At 40.7% G+C, this 16,413-nt stretch carries 12 protein-coding genes; 11 read left to right on the forward strand and 1 reads right to left on the reverse strand.

From position 1 onward, the window contains the following. Positions 1-4: 4 nt before the first annotated feature. The 11 genes from EZ444_RS04515 to EZ444_RS04565 all read left to right on the forward strand — a co-directional run bounded on the left by EZ444_RS04515 (position 5) and on the right by EZ444_RS04565 (position 15,256). Positions 5-1,810 carry a RagB/SusD family nutrient uptake outer membrane protein gene (locus EZ444_RS04515; protein WP_131607533.1) on the forward strand — a complete coding sequence of 602 codons (1,806 nt, stop codon included), beginning with the start codon at positions 5-7 and terminating at the stop codon, positions 1,808-1,810. Between the two features lie 28 nt (positions 1,811-1,838). After that, positions 1,839-3,038, forward strand: a complete 1,200-nt coding sequence (locus tag EZ444_RS04520; RefSeq protein ID WP_131607534.1) for a BT_3987 domain-containing protein — start codon at positions 1,839-1,841, stop codon at positions 3,036-3,038. A 1-nt stretch (position 3,039) separates the two neighbouring features. After that, positions 3,040-4,149, forward strand: coding sequence for a family 43 glycosylhydrolase (locus EZ444_RS04525; protein WP_225874626.1), 1,110 nt, complete (start codon positions 3,040-3,042; stop codon positions 4,147-4,149). A 45-nt stretch (positions 4,150-4,194) separates the two neighbouring features. After that, positions 4,195-5,013 (forward strand): N-acetylmuramic acid 6-phosphate etherase, encoded by an 819-nt coding sequence (locus EZ444_RS04530; RefSeq protein WP_131607535.1) that lies wholly within the window; start codon positions 4,195-4,197, stop codon positions 5,011-5,013. Between the two features lie 26 nt (positions 5,014-5,039). Further along, a complete protein-coding gene (locus tag EZ444_RS04535) occupies positions 5,040-6,878 on the forward strand; it encodes a beta-N-acetylhexosaminidase (RefSeq protein ID WP_225874627.1) in 1,839 nt (612 codons plus the stop codon). Between the two features lie 15 nt (positions 6,879-6,893). Next, positions 6,894-8,612, forward strand: coding sequence for a hypothetical protein (locus EZ444_RS04540; RefSeq protein WP_131607537.1), 1,719 nt, complete (start codon positions 6,894-6,896; stop codon positions 8,610-8,612). 5 nt (positions 8,613-8,617) lie between these two features. Continuing rightward, positions 8,618-9,877, forward strand: coding sequence for a sugar MFS transporter (locus tag EZ444_RS04545; protein WP_131607538.1), 1,260 nt, complete (start codon positions 8,618-8,620; stop codon positions 9,875-9,877). A 15-nt stretch (positions 9,878-9,892) separates the two neighbouring features. Beyond that, entirely contained in the window at positions 9,893-10,738 is an 846-nt protein-coding gene (locus EZ444_RS04550; protein ID WP_131607539.1) for an N-acetylglucosamine kinase, read from the forward strand. A 64-nt stretch (positions 10,739-10,802) separates the two neighbouring features. Further along, entirely contained in the window at positions 10,803-13,043 is a 2,241-nt protein-coding gene (locus EZ444_RS04555) for an alpha-N-acetylglucosaminidase (RefSeq protein ID WP_131607540.1), read from the forward strand. A gap of 3 nt (positions 13,044-13,046) precedes the next feature. After that, positions 13,047-14,123: a glycoside hydrolase family 43 protein gene (locus EZ444_RS04560; protein ID WP_225874628.1), complete on the forward strand. Its 1,077-nt coding sequence runs from the start codon at positions 13,047-13,049 to the stop codon at positions 14,121-14,123. Positions 14,124-14,158: 35 nt separating this feature from the next. After that, positions 14,159-15,256 (forward strand): cellulase family glycosylhydrolase, encoded by a 1,098-nt coding sequence (locus EZ444_RS04565; protein WP_205945213.1) that lies wholly within the window; start codon positions 14,159-14,161, stop codon positions 15,254-15,256. A 117-nt stretch (positions 15,257-15,373) separates the two neighbouring features. Here EZ444_RS04565 and EZ444_RS04570 read toward each other — a convergent pair whose 3' ends face one another. Next, positions 15,374-16,390, reverse strand: a complete 1,017-nt coding sequence (locus EZ444_RS04570; RefSeq protein WP_205945214.1) for a winged helix-turn-helix domain-containing protein — start codon at positions 16,388-16,390, stop codon at positions 15,374-15,376. Between the last annotated feature and the right edge of the window lie 23 nt (positions 16,391-16,413).

The following is a 16,413-nucleotide window of genomic DNA, read 5'->3' on the forward strand; positions in this document are numbered from 1 at the left end:
GAACATGAAAAAATTACAATATATCATCTGCAGCATATTGATCATGCAGTTATTTCTTATTTCTGCATGCCGAAAAGATTTCCTGGATAAAAGTCCGGATGAAGACATCACCATAGAAGAAGCATTTAAACAGCGTAAGTACGCCGAGGCATTTTTGGTGGATATTTATGCAGGGCTTCCTAATGAGATCTATTTTACGGATATGGTTGATGTAAACCCTTTTATAGTCGCTTCAGATGAAATGAACATTCCATGGCCCGAGAAATTTCCTAAGCTGATGAACAAGGGGGCCTGGAACTCTTTTAATGTAGCAGGACAGATCTACAAAAATATGTACGAAGGAATTAGAAAAGCAAATATTTTTTTAGAACATATCCATATTACACCCTTGTCTGCAGAATTTACACAGACCACAAAAGACCGCTGGATTGGTGAAGCTACCTTTCTTCGTGCATTCTATCATTTTCAGGTAATGAGGATATATGGACCGGTACCAATCATGGATTATAGTGCTGGTGTTGCAGATGATTTTACGAAGATCCGCCGTAAACCCTTAGACCAGTGCGTAAAATTTGTGGTCGATGAATGTGATAAAGCAATTACCCTGTTGCCAATGAATGTGGTACAGACCCGTGATATTGGCCGGCCGACTGCAGCGGCAACACTGGCGCTTAAAGCCAGGGTACTCCTGTATAATGCCAGTCCTTTATGGAATGGAAATCCTGATTACAGGTCATTTGCAGACAATGAGGGTACTAAATTATTTCCTCAGCAGTATGATGAGAATAAATGGGATTTAGCAGCAGCAGCAGCAAAGGATTGCATAACAAAGTGTGAGTCTGCAGGGTATCATTTATTTAAGAATTACGCTGATCCTGTTAAAAACTATCAACAGTTGTTTATTGAAAATAATAATCCTGAAGTTTTATTCGCCAGAAATTCTGGTAGAGATGGCTGGATGGAAAAATGTGCATTCCCCGGAAGTTTAGGCGGATGGGACGGCTGGAATCCTACACAGGGACAGATAGATGCCTATGAAATGGATAACGGTATGGCGCCGATAACTGGTTACAGTACAGATGGATCTCCCATCATTAATGCTGCTTCCGGTTATGTGGAAACAGGTTATGCTGCAGGAAATGAGCCGACAGGCAAATGGCTGGATGGTACCCGGAATATGTACCTGCGCCGTGACCCCAGGTTTTATGCGACGATTAACTTTAACGGTGCTTATTTTGTAGACAGAAGGGTACAGTTCTGGAAGTCCGGAGCTGATGGAATGGGTGGCGATGGCCGTGATTATAATACTACGGGTTATTTGCTTAAAAAATTCATTGATCCCGGTGTAAGTCTTACAGAGCAACGGTATTCACTTAAAACCTGGATATTCTTTCGTTTGGGTGAAATGTATTTGAATTACGCCGAAGCGCTGAATGAAGCTGATGGTGCGACGAGTGATGTATATAAAGCCGTAAATGCCATTCGGGACCGTGCCGGGATGCCATTTTTACCGGTTTCATTAACCAAAGAAGAAATGCGTACGCGGATCAGGAATGAACGCCGGGTTGAGCTGGCATTTGAAACACACCGCTATTTTGATTGCCACAGATGGAAGATCGCTGAGCAAACGGACAAAGCACGTGTTTATGGAATGAATGTAGCTGCCGGAACTAGTCTTAAGGATGATGATTTTTATAAACGAACTTTGATAGAAACCAGGGTGTTTCAAACGCCGAAGCATTATTTATTTCCTATTCCTCAGGATGAAATTGACAAAAATCCAAGTATAGCACAAAATCCGGGTTGGTAACTGAATTATCACATTAAGAAAACAGATCATGAAAAAAATATTACAGATTTCATTGCTTATTTTCTGTATCCTGGCGGCAGGCTGCAGCAAAGAGGTTGATATTGATTTAAATGTTAAAGATGCCGAGACCTATTCAATGCTCTATATGCCCCAGGCGAATGTCAGCCCGGTAATCAAAAGCCTAAGCATAACACCTTCGGTATCTAAATTTAATTATAGCGCTTACATGGGTGGAAGTCTGGATAACAACAGTACCATAAATGTAAAGTTTGGGACATCTTCAGCAAGCGTTGATGATTTTAACCTGAAGAACGGTACTGATTATAAGCCAATGCCCGAGGGTAGTTATACCTTGGACAATCCCGAAGCACAGATAAATGCGGGCAGTAAAAATACAGGGGTTTTAAATCTGAGTATTAAAACCCAGGGCTTTATCCTGCCATTTCAATCCTATTTGCTTCCTGTAAGTATTACTGAAGCAAACGCCAAAATTAATCCAGCACTGCAGACCACTTATTTTTTAATAACCGGATCGTACGCCCCGGGAGAGGTTCCGCGTGAGAAAGCATATGCGCTGGGTGCTAATGCTGGTGTGATGTTCTTCGATTTTAATGGAGATATGATTGGTAAAAGTCCCAACGGTAATTTATTGCTTTATCCTGCAGGTACAAATGGAACATTCAGCAGTCCGCGGCAGATTGGTGCTGGCTGGAATATCTTTAACACCGTTTTTTACTATGGTGGTAACCGCATAATAGGAAGGTTTGCAGCTGGTGGCGGAGATGTTGCTCAATATATAATCGATAAGAATGGAAATTTTGGGGCAAGCAAGACCGTAGGATTCGGTTGGGGTATTTTTGCTAAAATCATACCATTCAAAGGCTTGTTGTTAGGAATAGATGGTGCTGGAAGCATGAATATGTATCCTTTAGATGCCGCTGGTAATTTTGATTTCGGTAGAATAAAAACTATAGGAAGTGGTTGGGGAGGATTTACTCAAATCATTCCTTACGAAAACTCTTTACTTACAATTGACGCCACTGGCGATATGTATCAATTTCCGCTATCTGATGACGGCATATTCGGTGCAAAAAGTAAGGTTGGCAGTGGCTGGGATATGTATTCCTTAGTGTTTTCAGCCGGCAAAGATTTGCTTGCATTAGATGGTGCGGGTGACTTGTGGAGGTATAAATTCAATCCAATTGGTTTTTGGCCATTAAAAAAATAGTATGCCTACCAACGGACCTGACACTTTAATAGATTTTATGCGCAAGAGTACGCTTCTTTATTTGGTTATCCCCTTTTTCTTTATAGGATGTGGTAAATCTGGTCCTGCTGATAGGGAGAAGGAGGAAGAACCACCTCTACCCGCAAAGACCGTAGAATTCATTAACCCTGTTTTTGAACCCATATTAGCTGATCCTTCTATTGTAAAGGGAGAAGATGGATGGTTTTATGGTTATGGAACAGAGGACGATTGGGGGGATGGAAATGGCAACAGATTGGTGCCGGTTATCAGATCTCTGGACTTAATTAAATGGACTGCTATTGGCAATGCATTTACGGTAAAACCACAATGGAAATCAGAGGGAGGAATCTGGGCTCCGGATGTAGTTGTTGTAAATAAAAAATACCATATGTATTATTCCTATTCTGCCTGGGCTGATCCAAACCCTGGAATAGGTCTGGCCATAGCAAGTAGTCCTGCGGGACCATTTGTTGATAAGGGTAAACTTTTTCTCAGTAATGACATTGGAGTGCCCAATACAATCGATCCTTTTTACTTTGCGGAGAACAATAAAAAGTATCTCTTTTTTGGTAGCTACAGTTCATCGTTAAGTCAGGGGACTTATGCTATGGAATTAACTGACGATGGTTTTTCAATGAAAGATCTAACTGAAAAAGTAAAAATTGCAGCCGGGGATTTCGAAGCTGTAATGATTCATAAAAGAAAAGATTATTACTATTTCTTCGGATCTAAGGGCGGTTGTTGCAATGGTGCAGGAAGTACTTATAACGTAAGAGTTGCAAGATCAGCTAATTTGTTAGGTCCGTATCTGGATAAAGATGGGAAGAATATAACGGAAAGAGGAAATGGAACACTGCTTATCTCTGGTAGTGATAAGTATGCTGGGCCAGGGCATAACTCGAGAATCATAACAGATAAAAGTGGTGCCGATTGGCTTTTGTACCACGCGATTGATAAAACCAATCCACTCGTTCCCAGCGGGGCCAGTAGGCGCATGCTTATGCTCGATAAAATCAATTGGATTGATGATTGGCCGGTTATTGAAAATTCGGTGCCTGGCAACACCATCAGAAAAGGACCAGAATTTTAGGAAAAGAATTAACAAAAAAACACATACAAATAAAAAAATAAACACATGATACCAATTACAGAACAATCATCCTTGTACGATCAATTAGAAAATAAGTCAGTTGAAGAATTAACAAGATACATTAATCAGGAAGACACCAAAGTAGCGAAAGTTATAGAAGGAGTGCTTCCAAGCGTAAATAATCTGATTAACGCAATAGTTAGTAAATTGAAAGCCGATGGCCGGATGTTCTACATTGGCGCTGGAAGCGGTGGCCGGTTATCTGTATTAGATGTTATTGAGCTTCCTACCACTTACGGTATACCTAAAGGTATTTTCAACGCTATCCTCGCCGGAGGAATTGATCGGTTAGCTGATGCACTTGAAGAAAAAGAAGATGATGTGAATGAGGGCTGGAATGCCTTGTTAAATGTTGAAATTAATCCGAATGATATTGTAGTAGGGATCTCAGCAAGCGGAACTACCCCTTTTGTTTTGGAAGCCTTAAAAAAATGCAGGGAGTTAAATATTACAACCGGTTGTATCGTAAGTAACCCTTCAACACCTATTTCGGCACAATCAGATTACCCGGTAGAAGTGCTAACAGGACCGGAGTTTATTACTGGAAGTACAAGAATGAAGTGCGGAACTGCTCAGAAAATGCTGTTTGATATGATCTCAACCACAGTAATGACTAAGCTTGGACGAATTGAAGGAAATAATATGGTAAATGTTAAGCTTATCAATGATAAAATCGTAGATCGAGGTGTGAAAATGCTTATGCAAAAAGCAGAGATTGAAAATTACGATGAAGCAAAATCAATTCTTCTTGCACATGGAACTGTTAAAGGTGCCATGGAAGAGTTAGTGAAAAAGCATAACTAATAATTTTTTAACTTAAATCAGCAATCTTGAAATATATATTCATTTGGTTATTGTTTTGTACTGTTGCAGCTTATGCTCAAGATGCACCCGCTGATCTGGGAGTAATACCGGCACCTACCAGTGTAATTTTAAAGAAGGGTAATTTTACTATAGGAGCTAAAACTCAAATTTTGTACTCAGACAGTAAGTCAAAGAAAATCGCAATTGTTTTGAAAGATTACCTTCAGAAAAGATACGGATTAAAACTGCCTTTACTTGCTGAAACTACAAATAAGTCAACTCCGGCTATTGTTTTTACCTATCAGGATAAATTAGCGAAGGAGGCCTATCGCTTGACAGCTGGTTCTACTCTTTTAAATATATCAGGAGACGAAGCCGGCTTGTTTTATGGATTGCAAACGTTAATGCAGGTGATCAAAATGGAGGGCTCAAAATTGTACCTGCCTTGTGTGGAAATCAACGATAAGCCAAGATATCCTTATCGTGGTATTATGCAGGATGTTGGTTATCATATTTACCCCGTATCTTTTATTAAAAGTCAGATAGAGATGCTGGCCAGGTATAAAATGAATGTTTATCACTGGCACCTTACAGAAGACCATGGATGGCGAATTGAAATCAAGAAATATCCAAAGCTTACTTCAGTAGGGGCGTATAGGGCAAGTACCCAGATCAGTCATTATACAGATTCTTTAAATGGTCAGGATCATCTCCCTTATGGCGGCTTTTATACTCAGGAGGAGATTAAAGAGGTGGTTGATTTTGCTGCACAAAGACAAGTAACGGTAATCCCTGAAATTGAGTTGCCCGGGCACTCCCTTGCAGCATTGGCTGCATATCCTGAATTGGCTTGCGGAGATCATCCCGGACCTTTTAAAGTAGCTGAGAGCTGGGGTATATATGATGATGTCTATTGTGCAGGCAAAGAAAACACTTTTAAGTTTTTGGAGGATGTGCTTACAGAAGTGATGGCCTTGTTCCCCTCGCCATATATCCATATCGGAGGGGATGAATGCCCTAAAAAACGTTGGGAGGCCTGTAAGTATTGTCAGAAAAGGATTAAAGACGAACACCTTAAAAATGAGTTTGAGCTCCAGAGTTATTTTGTAAAAAGAATAGAAAGGTTTGTCAATTCAAAAGGAAGAAAAATTATTGGCTGGGATGAGATCCTTGAAGGGGGGCTAGCACCGAATGCGACTGTAATGGCCTGGCGCAACATCGATGAAGGCATAAAAGCCGCTCAGCAAAATCATGATGTGGTGATGTCTCCAACGTCACATGTTTATTTCGATTTCATTCAGGGAAAAAGAGAGTTGGAACCCTTAGCAATTGGTTGGGGATACAATACCTTATCAAGGGTGTATGCTTATGATCCTACTCCAAAGGTGTTAACAGATGATCAGAAAAAACATATAATAGGTGTTGAAGCAGCAATCTGGACAGAACATATGGATACGCACCGCAAGGTAGAATACATGCTTTATCCAAGATTAATGGCGCTTGCTGAGGTTGCCTGGACATTCCCTGAAAAAAAAGACTCTGTTAGTTTTTTTGAACATCGTTTGCCTAAACATCTGCTTGAATTGGATAAAACTGATAAAATTTACAGAGTACCAGGCCCAATCGGGATTACTGATACAACACTAATTGGTTCAGTATTTAAAATTTCACTGAAGGTTCCTGTTGAGGGGGCTAAGATCTATTATAATTTCGAAGGTCAGGACGCAAGAGAAACGGATTATCTCTATGAAAAGCCCATAGATATTATCCTTCGTAAAGGAGAAAAAAGACAGTTGAAAGCCATCGTTATTACGCCCTCAGGAAAACGTAGCGCAAATACAAGTACTTTATTTATCAATCCTTAAAATTGGTACAGTAACATGAAAATTCAATATCAGATCATTTTTATAGGGTTAGCTATAGCTGGCCTCTTTGTTATTCCGGTTAAGGCACAGCAAACTTATCTTTCCGGAACAGCGAGGTCAAGTATTGAGCCCAGGACCTATCCATTTTCAGTTGCCCTTGCAGGTTATGGTTATCCAAGGGGAGGACGCTTTAGCCTGGAATGGATAAAAATGGATAATGTAAGGTGGGGAAAACTGGCAGGTCACTCAACAACATTTACCGTATTGGACAAAGTGATGTATGCCGCGGATAAAAACGGAGCAGTTACTTATGCGCCGATAAAGCGTAAAAACGCGAACTGGCGAAAACTTACGGAGCTGGAAGGAATAATTAGTCTGGCGAGTTATAAAGGCCGATTGTTTGCGCTTACAGCAAATGATGAACTGATGCGGTTTGAGCTAAAAAATAAAAATGCAGACTGGGTTAAAATTGCGAAATTTAATGGACTATCATACGACGTACATCTGAAATCTATTGCTATCAACAATGGTAAACTGTACGGATTGGATAAAAATAATAACATTTTCGAGGGCAGGCACAGAACAGATGGTAACCTGTCTGTAAGCGCTGTAGCCGTAGCAGCAGAAAAACAAACAGTTTTGATTGTAGGCACAGATGTTTGCGGATTTAATCATGATTTCATCTCTTCAATAAAACAGCAGGTTTTTAGAAAGCACAAAATACCGCCATCGGCAGTATTGATAAATGCCTCACACACTCATTTTGCACCTTCAACGCAAGACTGGACAACCTGGGGCGGACATCAGTTGCCCGATTCTGTTTACTTAAATGATGTGGTTAAACCGGCAATGATCGCTGTCATTGAAAGTGCAATTAAAAGCATGAAACCTTCTGTGTTGTCTTTTGGAAGAGGAAAAACTACGATTGGGGCCAACCGAAGTCTGGAAGGAGCAGAAGTACCTTATGATAATGATGTAGATGTGCTGAGCATTGAGCGCGTAAAAGATCACCATAAAACCCTGGTCTTTTTAACCGGATGTCACCCGGTATTTAAAAATGAAGGAATTGAAGGTTTTACGGTAAGTCCCAATTATCCGGGGGTAACAAGGGCCCTCCTAGAGAAAGAAACGGGGGTAACAGATGCTTTATTCATTCAGGGCTGCGGAGGGGATATTAATCCTTTAAGTAACGATCACGTTAAAACCGGGAACGATCTTGCTGCTGATGTAAAAAGGATCTTAAACAGCCCCTTGCAGAAATTGTCTGGTAAGGTTACCTTTTACCTTGATTCTGTAAACTTCCCAGTAGACAGATGGAGTAATGAACGTATTGCTACATTCAGGAAGGAAAATGATAATGGTAAGGCAGATGTAAATGCCGAAAAAAACGTGCGTTGGGCAGATTTGATGTTTAAGCTGGATAAAAGTAATAAGATACCGGCCAGCATGCCGGTTTATATCCAGACCATCAACATCGGCAACTGGAAACTTGTAGGCCTTTCCCGGGAGGCCGTAACGGATTACAGTATTGGAGTTAAAAAATTATGGCCTGGGAAATTGGTAAGTGTTGCGGGATACTGTAATGATGTATCTAGCTATTTGCCTACTAGCAGACATATAAAGGCGGGTAGTTACGAGGGACTAGGCTCATTTTTTTGGTATGGACAACCCTCGGTATTTCCTCTGAATGTCTATGAAACGATCATAGATAAAATAAAGACTCAAAATTATTAAATGATATGACGAATAGAGCAGTATTGAACCCCCTGATTATTATAGGGATGTTGTTTTTTGTTTTTGGTTTTGTTACCTGGTTGAGCGCTGTATTGATTCCTTACTTACAACTTGCTTGTGAACTGAACAATTTTCAATCTTATCTGGTAGCATTTGCCTTTTATATCTCTTATTTCCTGATGGGAATTCCCTCCGGTTGGTTGTTAAAGGTAACAGGGTTTAAGAACGGATTGTCTATAGGTCTTATCCTGGTGGCGGCTGGCTCTTTATTGTTTATTCCGGCAGCAATCAGCAGATTTTACCCGCTCTTCTTAGTTGGTTTATTCGTGCAGGGTGCAGGTCTAACAGTGCTGCAAACGGCCTCGAACCCTTATGTTGCCATTCTGGGACCTAAGGAAAGTGCTGCCCGGAGGATCAGTTTTATGGGCATCTGTAATGGCATTGCAGGAGCTTTGGCACCAGTTATTCTGGGCGCTGTTATCTTAAATGATGCAGATGCATTGAAGAATAAATTGAGCCTTTTAAATCCTTCGCAAAAGATTGAAGAATTGAATGCCCTGGCAGCCAAGGTAATTATACCTTACCTCATCATTACTGGGATATTGATTGTTTTGGCTATAGTGATTCGTTTTTCTGCGCTACCGGATGTTGATGAGGAAGAGTTGGATGAAGAAGGGGAATCTGCTGGACATAATGTTAAAACTTCCATTTTAGAGTTTCCTCACCTATTGCTTGGTGTCCTCGTATTGTTCTTATATACAGGAGTTGAGGTGATTGCTGGAAACAGCATCATTGGTTATGGTGCATTTCAGGGAATCCCATTGTCAGTTGCCAAGTTTTTCACTTCGTTCACCCTGATTAGCATGCTGGCTGGTTATCTGATCGGAATAGTTTGTATACCCAGGTTCTTTAGTCAGGAAACTGCACTTAAAAGCTCTGCGCTTATCGGTGTTTTGTTTGCAACTATAGCCATTTTTAGCAACGGCTTAATTTCCGTGGTTTTTGTAGCCTTACTTGGCCTGGCTAATTCATTAATGTGGCCCTCTATATGGCCTTTGGCAATTGCGGGATTGGGACGATTTACAAAAGTAGGATCCTCATTACTGGTTATGGCTATTTCTGGTGCAGCGTTGCTGCCATTGCTATACGGTTACGTTACGGATCATACGAACCCGCAACAGGCTTACTGGATTGTGATACCCTGCTATATTGTTATAGGATATTATGCTGTTTCCGGGCATAAAATCGGAAAAAATAGAAATTAATTAAATAACTGACTAATGATCTTAATCGCAGATAGTGGTTCCACCAAAACAGATTGGTGTCTTCTTGATTCCGCCAGGAAAGGGCGTTATTTTATAACTGAGGGCTATAACCCTTATTTTTGTGATGAACAATATATCATTAATTCCATTAAAGCAAATCTTCCTGGCGAAATAGATCGGTTAGGGATTACAGCCGTGCATTTTTATGGCGCCGGTTGTCAGGACGATAAAGTTGTGGTCATGGAGGGAATACTGCGCTCCGTATTTTCTAACTGCGAACAAATAACTGCCGAGGTAGATCTTCTGGCAGCTGCAAGAGGGCTGTTAGGAAATAAACCTGGTTTTGCTGCTATACTGGGGACCGGAACCAACACTTGTATTTATGATGGAAACAGAATCATTAACAATGTGGATTCTTTGGGATTTATCTTAGGCGACGAAGGGAGTGGGGCGGCAATTGGAAAAAGGATACTTAGGGACTATTTACGTAATAAAATGCCTGAATCTGTAAAGCGTGCATTTTATAACACGTATGAACTAAAACCTGCGGATATCATCCACAAGATTTATGGAGAGCCATTGGCCAACAGATTTTGTGCAAGCTTTACCCGGTTTTTAAAGCATCCTGAGGTTGACCCGAACTATGGCCACCAGCTGGTAAAATCGTCCTTCACTGAGTTTTTCCATAATCTCGTTTCCTGTTATCCTGACTATAATAAGTATACTTTTAATTGTATCGGCTCAGTAAGTTATCATTTTGCAGCTATTCTGGAGGAGGTTTTAAATGACTTTCAAATGGAACCGGGCCGGATTTTACCTTCCCTGATCGCTGAACTTGTCAGCTTTCATGCGGTTGCCTAAAATATTTAAACGTAAACACACACACAGACAAGAAGCTTAACAGCTTTTGAAGAAAATAAAACATATGAAATACACACAAAAACTACTGAGTTATGGTTTGGGGATCGTATTGCTATTTACTGCAAGTTCCTCAATTGCAAAGCAGGGGAACAGAAATGGAACCCAAACTTTAAATAAAGAGGACAGCTATGCTTTAATCAAACGTATCCTGCCGAAATTCCACGATCATTTTCAGATTGAATTCTTGGAGAAGGAAAATGATAAAGATGTTTTTGAATTAGAAAGCAAGGGCGGTAAGATCGTATTGAGAGGAAATCATGGTATTTCAGTGGCAAGCGCATTGAATTTCTACCTGAAAAATTATGCACACTGCGACATCAGCTGGAACGGAAATAACCTGAATTTGCTAAAAGAATTGCCTGCAGTTCCGACAAAAGTACATCAGACTACACCTTATCAATACAGGCATTATTTTAATTACTGCACCTTCAATTATACCGCTGCCTGGTGGGACTGGGAGCGCTGGCAGCAGGAGATTGACTTTATGGCTTTAAACGGCATCAATATGCCGCTGGCTATGACCGGTCAGAATGCGCTTTGGTACAGAGTTTATAAAAGCCTGGGCTTTACCGACCAGGATATGGACGTCTTTTTCTCGGGACCAGCTTATTTCATGTGGTTTTGGGCTGGGAATCTTGATGGTTGGGGCGGACCGCTGCCACAGTCCTGGATGAAAAGCCATGAGGAACTCCAGAAAAAGATTCTCGCACGTGAACGTGAATTGGGGATGACGCCAATTCTACCGGCTTTTACGGGCCATGTCCCTCCTGCATTTAAAGATCGTTTCCCGCAAGCTAAACTGCAAAAAACCAACTGGGAAGGGAGATTTGCTGATACCTATATTCTTGATCCAAAAGATCCGATGTTCCAGGTTATTGGCCGCAAATTTATTGAAGAACAAACAAAAACTTTTGGGACAGACCATCTATATGGTGCCGATACCTTTAATGAAATGTACCCACCAAGTAGCGATCCGTCTTATCTGGCTGAGTCTAGTAACGCAGTGTATAAATCGATGGCGGCATCAGATCCGCAGGCTGTTTGGATTATGCAGGGCTGGACTTTCTGGGATAAAAGAGATTTCTGGAAACCAGAGCAACTGAAATCCTATTTGAATGCAGTACCAACAGATAAGTTGATTGTGCTCGATTTATGGAGTGAGGTGCAGCCAATCTGGGATAAGACCGATGCTTATTATGGTAAACAATGGATATGGTGTATGCTTCATAATTTCGGTGGTAAAATCAACATGTTTGGTCACATGGATAAGATTTCAATCGAACCTTCAGAAACTTTTCATAATCCGAAGGCTGGCAACATGATCGGCATAGGGGTAGTTCCGGAAGGAATCGAACAGAATCCAGCCATATATGCACTGATGCTGGACAATGTGTGGAGAGATAAAGTAATTGATGCTGATGACTGGGTTAAAGATTACGCACACCGCAGATACGGACAAAAAAATGTCGACATAGAAAAGGCCTGGAACATACTCCATTATACAGTGTATAATGTTGATGGCGGACATGAAAGTATCGTTACTGGCAGGCCAACATTTAAAAAGAGTACAGACTGGACAGATACTGAAATGCCTTATAAGTTAGTCGATTTGATTCCTGCCTGGGATCATATGATCAAGGCCTCAGCTAACTTTAAAAATGTTGATGGATTTCAGTATGACCTGGTTGATTTAAGCAGACAGATTATGGCGGATTATGCCAGTGTTTTACAACAGGAGATCGCTCTTGCGCATAAAAATAAGAATCATAAATTATTTCAATTAAGTAGCGGCAGGTTTCTGGAATTGATTAAAGACATGGATATGCTTCTTGCTACCAGAAAGGATTTTTTATTAGGTAAATGGTTAAATGATGCAAAAAAATGGGGTACAAATGATGCGGAGAAAGCCCTTTATGAAAAGAATGCCAGAAATCTGATAACGCTTTGGGGAGATAAGGATGCATCTCTGCATGAGTATGCCAATAAACAATGGTCGGGTCTGTTAACCGGCTTCTACTTACCAAGGTGGCAGCAGTTTTTTAAAGAAGTGGCAACAAAAATGAACAGTAACCAGAAATTCAACCAGGAAGCTTTTGATGAAAAAATTAAATCATGGGAATGGAAATGGGTTAATGGAAGGGAGTTGTACAGTGAAACCCCGCAGGGAGATCCGGTAGTAGTTTCTAAAATGATGTACCAGAAATACGCATCAGCAATAAAAGCAGTTGGTAAAAACGTTAAGTAGAAAATGATGAATAACAAAAAAAATAGTTTCCGCACACCTATACTGTGGTGTCTGCTGTTCTTTTCACTTTATGGTCTAAACGATGGTAATGCGCAATTGAATCAGAATCAGCTGAAGTTTAAAAATCCCATTGGAAATGGTGCCGATCCATGGGTAATCAAGCACAATGGTTATTATTACGTCTGCCAAAGCAATGGTGATATCAATAGCAAGGGAATTTCTGTAAGTAAATCCAATAAATTGAGCCAGTTGGGCAAACCGGTGACAGTTTGGAATACTCCTGCAGCGGGTTGGAACAGCAGTCAGGTCTGGGCACCTGAATTGCATTATTTTAATAAAAAATGGTACATCTATTATGCGGCCGGTAAAGCCGGCCCCCCTTATATTCACCAGCGGTCTGGTGTTCTCGAATCTGTTACCGATGATCCACAAGGGGAATATGTCGACAAAGGGATTTTAAATACAGGCGTCGACGCAGGAAATGAGACTGGGATGATCTGGGCAATCGATGTGAATGTTGGTCATATTGCTGGAAAGCTTTATGCCGTATGGTCGGGCTGGGAGCAGAATGCGACAACCGATAAAACATCTCAGCATCTCTATATAGCTGAAATGAGTAATCCATGGACGATCAGTTCAGCCCGGGTAAAAATATCGAGCCCGGATCAGCCCTGGGAAACAGGCGGGCCACTGGATTTAAATGAGGGACCCCAGTTTTTAATGAGAAATGATCAGGTCTTCATTATTTATTCGACAAGAGAATCCTGGACACCGGAATATCGCCTGGCACAGCTAAAACTAAAGGATCCTTCCAAAAGCCCACTCGATGCAGCCAACTGGGAGAAGCGTGGACCAGTGTTTCAAGGCACGGCAAAGGTACTCGGTACCGGTCATGCAAGTTTTACCCAATCGCCTGACGGTAAGGAGTGGTGGGTATTTTATCATACCAAGAAAAGCAGCACTCCGGGTTGGGCAAGAGATTTACGTTTGCAAAAGTTTACCTGGAGAACAGATGGAAACCCTGATTTTGGCATCCCGATTCCGGCTGGTGTTTCACTTCCAGTTCCTTCAGGAGAGTAATAAAAGTAATTTTAGTAACTATAACCTATAAAAAAATGAACATCAAAAAGATTTTAGTATTCCTTTTGATCCTTATTACAGGGGTTGCAAAGAGCAATGCGCAGCAATCCAAAAGAGAGGACATGCCAGCTGGAAAATGGACAATAGAACAAGCCAATACCTGGTATGCACAGCACCGATGGCTGGTAGGGGCTAATTTTCTTCCCAGTACCGCCATTAATCAGTTAGAAATGTGGCAGGCGGATTCATTTGATCCTCTGACTATTGACAGAGAGTTGGGGTGGGCTGCAAAAATTGGTTTAAATACCTTGAGGGTCTATCTTCATAGTATTGCATGGAAGCAAGATCCTGAGGGCTTTAAAAAGCGTATAGACCAGTATCTGGGTATTGCGGACAAACATCATATAAAAACAGTATTTGTGTTTTTTGATGATTGCTGGAATAAGGAAGCAAAACCGGGTAAACAACCTGCATCTAAACCAGGTATCCATAACTCAGGTTGGGTACAGGATCCGGGGCAACCTATGTCTGCCGATCCCAAACTTTTTCCAGGTCTTGAAAAGTATGTGAAGGACGTGCTTGATCGTTTTGGCAAAGATAAACGCATTTTACTATGGGATCTTTATAATGAACCGGGTAACTCTGATAAAGGAAATGAGTCGCTTCCTCTTTTACGGAAAGTATTTTCCTGGGCCAGAGCAGCAGCTCCGGAACAGCCAATCACTTCCGGGATTTGGAAATGGGACCTAGAAGAGCTAAATGCCTTTCAGATACAAAACTCCGATATAATTACCTATCACGACTACGAAGAGCCTGAATGGCATCTCAGAGTAATACAGATGCTAAAAACTCATGGGCGCCCCTTGATCTGTACGGAATATATGGCAAGAACCCGAAACAGCCGGTTCTCGAATATTTTACCCCTGCTTAAAAAGGAAAATATTGGCGCAATCAGTTGGGGCTTAGTTGCCGGAAAATCAAATACGATTTATGCCTGGGATACTCCATTGCCTCAGGGCAATCAGCCTGCAGAGTGGTTTCATGATATTTTTAAGAAGGATGGAACTCCATATCGTCAGGATGAAGTTGATTTGATTAAAAACTTAAAAAAACCTGAGGGTGAAAGTCCGTAAATCAAAAAGAGTCTATGGTTACCTGTTGTTCAGTAAGAACAAGACCGGAGTAAGATTCTTTCAAGAATTTTTCTCCGGTTTTTTTTATGTCGTATATATTCTCTTAATTTACCAACACTAGAGCGAATGTCTTTTGATGACGTTGGTAGGATTCCTCTTGATAATGATTTTTTCTTCCAGAATGGCTTCTGCAACTGTTTTTCCCATGGCCTCAAAATCAGTTGAAATAACAGTAATTCCATTTTCAAGGACTTCTTTCACGAGTGTATCATTATAAGAAATGAGGCCTACGTCTTTGCCTAATTTAAGTTTCTTTTTACGGGCAAGCTTAATTAACATCACATCGTCGGTATCATATCTGCTAAAGGTTACGTATGCATTACCTTTTTGGAAAGTCTTTTCATCGATGTCAGATTGTATCAGGTAGGGATGCTCAACTTCGGTACAATAATGTAAGAAACCTTCAATTACAAGCCTGGCATGTATGGCTTCGGGATGGGCTACTAGTATCAGGCGATCGTATTTTTTTAACTCATCCTTTAACTTATGAAGGCTATTATAAATATCATAACCATAATCCTGGTATATACTACTGTAGTTGCCTGATAAACCCTGCTCGTTTAAATCGATAATTATTCTTTTTTTATCCGGAATTAAGTTCAGGAGTGGAGCAACATCTTCTTTTAAAAAGGTTGCAATAACATAATGTGTATATGCTCCCAGATTTTCTTTGATCAGTTTTTCGAATACCTGGTAATTGTGGTGGTGAAAGTAAATGTCTATATCCGCCCGGGCTTCAAGTTGATTAAAAAGGGTCCGATAAAACTGTTCACGCAGAATGTTCATTTTATCGAGCAGCAAAAAAACACGGAAGGAGCGATCAATAGTAGTTTTTCGTACGTAATACCCTTTCCTATAAACAGATTCTACAATACCTTTTTCAACAAGTTCATTCAGGCCTTTGAGTAAAGTTTCTTTACTCATCTTTAATTGTAGTTGCAGTTGCTTGAGAGATGGCAGCTGATCTCCGATGTGGAGCTGATCAATTTCAATCAATGACATAATGTGATCGGCAAGCTGTTTGTATTTCATTTTACCTTGATTGCCATTCTGAGGCGTATTTTGGATTGTCATAGATATTTGATTTAAGCAAATGT

The organism is Pedobacter hiemivivus (assembly GCF_004331685.1).
In the GTDB taxonomy this organism is placed as follows: Bacteria; Bacteroidota; Bacteroidia; order Sphingobacteriales; family Sphingobacteriaceae; genus Pedobacter; species Pedobacter hiemivivus.